Annotated in this window: 2 protein-coding genes; both read right to left on the bottom strand. The window is 41.0% G+C overall.

Annotated elements, in window-relative coordinates; all coding sequences use genetic code 11:
* Position 1 precedes the first annotated feature (1 nt).
* Complete coding sequence (locus AAGC65_RS14860; protein ID WP_343113247.1) at positions 2 to 2830, bottom strand: triple tyrosine motif-containing protein; 2829 nt, start codon at positions 2828 to 2830, stop codon at positions 2 to 4.
* A 166-nt stretch (positions 2831 to 2996) separates the two neighbouring features.
* On the bottom strand, positions 2997 to 3500 hold a 504-nt coding region (locus tag AAGC65_RS14865; RefSeq protein WP_343113248.1), incomplete at its 5' end, for a rhodanese-like domain-containing protein.

Genomic DNA, 3500 nt, shown 5'->3' on the forward strand with positions numbered 1-3500 from the left:
CTTATAAAAGGAGATGTGTATAACAGACAGGTGATATATTTAAAATCGAGGCCATTTCCTTACTGCTCATGTTCATGCGCAGGTAGGCACATAATTTTAGGTCGTTGGGAACCAGATCCGGGTGGCCTGATTTGAGTTTTTTGAAAAAGTTTTCATGTGCTTCATTAAAGCTCTTTTCAAATATGTTCCAGTCGCGCTCGTCATTCATGCCCTCGTCAATTACCTTTTGTATCCGGCGTAACTGATCGTCGGATAATTTTTTCCCTGAGCTATCTTTCAGGTGGGTTATTTCTTCACTTAATTTTAGCAGCAATTCATTTTTATAAACCAGGTTCATGGCCGAATTGGCCAGCTCGCGGCTCTTGCCGGCCAGATCGGCCTGTAGTTGCTCATTCTTAATATTAATAATATGTTGTTCGTTGGCTATGGCTTCCTGCCTTAAAAAATCTTCTTTCTCTTTTTGTAGCTTTTCCTGTAAGTGCTGCTGGTGGCGCCTTAGTTTTGAACGATAATAATACCTGACCAAATAATAAGCGGCAATAAGGAGCAGCGCATAAAATACTATAGCAGGCTTGCCCGCATACCAAGGCGGTAACACTACAATGGTTAAAGTAGTAATGGCAGATACATTTTGATCATTTATTTTAGCGCGTACCTTGAATTGGTAGGTACCATGATCAAGGTTGGTAAACTCTTTTTGGCTTTGTGGTGTCCAGTCTGACCATTGCCTGGAGTAGCCCTCTAAATAATACTGAAACTTAATTTTGGCCTGCTTATAGTAAGGCAATGCATAGGCAATGCGTATGTTGTTTTGAGCATAGGGTATTTCAATAGTGCGATTACTATTATTAACATCGCTCAACACCGTTACTTTATCAGTTACGTTTTCAATACGACGGATGAGTACCGGAGGGGTTTTTATTTGATTTGGTAAAACCGAATCGCCGTCGTTTAATATCACAAAGCCATCATCAATACTAATGAGGTATGTTGAGTTATTAATGCGGTTTATGGTTTCGTAATGCTGCACCATTTGTCCGTTAAGTACGGTGAAGCTATTGGTGTCAATATGAAGTTTACCGGGCACAGCAAGATCGGCAAGGGCCACATGGCCATGATTAATAAACCAGAATTTTTTACCTATAGCCTTTATAATTTTACCAGATGATAAAAATGTGCCCAGTTTTTTATTTAGCTGTGTGTATTTAAAAAAGCGGTCGGTGATATCGTCATAAATGTAAAAGCCCGAATCGGAAGAAAATATTACCCGGTTGTCCAGGTCAAAAACATTTACATTGTAACTGCCCGGCAGGCCATATTGCTTATCATAATATATGGATGATGTTACCTCTTTCAGATCGCTGCTAAGTGTTAGCTTATATATGCCTTTATAGGCATGGCTTACCCATATTTGCCCTTTGTTATCCTGTACAACGTATCGGGAAGGTTCGCCGAAACCTTCCACTCTGTGACTAAAGATCCAGTTGCCTGCTACGTCCTTTTTGTATATTACCAAGCCTGTATAGGTACCTTGTACCAATAAGTTTTGGTTTAGCTTTTTAATTGTCCAGCCGCCGGTTATGGATGATATTTTGGTGATGGTTCCGCCATTTACCTGGTAAGTGCCCTCATTATGCCCACAAAGCAGGCGGCCATCTTGTAACGACAGATCCCAGACCTGCCCCTGTGAGCCTGGAATAAGCTTAAAATCAAATGACTGGAAAAGCTGGTTTTTATCGGGCAGCCAATCGCTGTAAAAAAGTCCCTGGTTGGTACCCAGGTATATTTTGTTATCAAAAATGATACTGGCATATACCGTACCGAATTTGCCTGTTTTATCAAAGTAAAAATAAAGGGGCGAATTAACCTCTATCCGGTCAATACCATTATCAAGGCCGGCCCAAAGGTTTTGCTCGGCATCGGTATATAAACTTAAAACAGTATTGTTTTGTAACCCGCTTGATTTGTTGATATGCTGCACCACATTGCCTGCGGTGTCAACAATGATTATTCCATTTAATATGGTTCCAAAAGCAAAATATTTGCCGGGTATGGTAATGCCGTTATTAAGGCGATAGGTTTTTAAAAAGTCATTTGCCTGGTTGTTCCAGGGGCTGATATTGATACTATCGTAAATGAACAAACCATTTTGCGCAGTACCAATAATGTATTTGTTGTTTTGAAATGGAAGTATAGATAGTACACCGCTATTGCCCAACAGGTTGCTGCCTTGTATGTACTGTAATTTGCTGCCTTTTAATTCAAATAGGCCGGCCGATACCTGCTCAACAAAAATACGATTGCCTGCCTTAAACAGAAACAGGTATGGCTGTGGAGCTTTTATGACATTAATACGCCCCCGAGCATAAACATATATAGCGCCAAATGATTGGAAAAGCACACGATCGCCGTCAATATATATTTTCCATATTTCTTCATTAATGGGACGATATTTTTTAGGTACAAGGTGAATGAGTGAATTGTAGCTTAAAAAGCCTTTGTTATTATCCTGCCAGTATCCAAACTCACCAAAAGCACCAGTATATATTTTTCCGTGACCATCGGCCGAAACAGAACGTACAATAAGGCCGTTGGGCATGTGGTGTTGTTGCCAGTATTTGCCGTCGAAAGATAACAGACCTTCGGCATTGCCAAAGTACATGATGCCCTGCTCATCACGGGTTACCGACCAGTTTTGATTGCCTGCCTGGTAAGTAGCCTTGGTGTAGTTTTGAACATAAGGCACCCCAATACTTTTAATGTCGGCCGCATGTGCAGACCATAAAACAGTACATAAAAAATATATCAGGATCAGGGCAGATTTACGCATGGTTACAATTTGCCGAATAACTATCGGCTTTAACAAAATACAATTTAGTACCGGAATAAAAGGCAACAAAGATAAAGCAAAATTAAAGGACTCCTCATTTACCCTTTCACTAAAAGAGAGAAGCCCCGTGAATACATCACGGGGCTTCTCTCTTTTTATACGGCTATTAAGCCAGCTGAATTTTTTCTTTTTTTAACGTATTTACCGGCTGCGGAACCTTTACATAGTAACCCGTACCATCATATTCCCGTTTGCGCGGATGGCTTTGACAGGCATCGCTGCAGCAGCCTTCCATTTTGGTGCCGCATTCATCGCACTGGGTAAAATGCTCATTGCACTCTGGGTTGGCGCAATTGATCATCTTGGGTGTGGTTTTTCCGCAATTACGGCAGGTTGATATCACTACCGGGTTCACATTATTCACATCAACCGATAGGCGGTTATCAAAAACATAGCATTTACCCTCAAAATCCTCGCCGCCGGCTTCTTTACCGTACTTAATTATACCACCATGCAACTGGTATACTTCCGGGAAACCTTCGTGCAGTAATAGAGCCGATGCTTTTTCGCATTTAATGCCACCGGTGCAATAGGTCAATATCTTTTTATCCTTATACTTGGCCAGCTCATTGATCATGGCCGGGAAATCCCTAAAATTTTCTATATCAAG

It is taken from the genome of Mucilaginibacter sp. (assembly GCF_039207105.1).
Lineage (GTDB): Bacteria > Bacteroidota > Bacteroidia > Sphingobacteriales > Sphingobacteriaceae > Mucilaginibacter.

Bases quoted from the DNA above. Each gene is read 5' to 3' on its own strand.
- AAGC65_RS14860 (WP_343113247.1), bottom strand. From the start codon at position 2,830: ATGCGTAAATCTGCCCTGATCCTGATATATTTTTTATGTACTGTTTTA.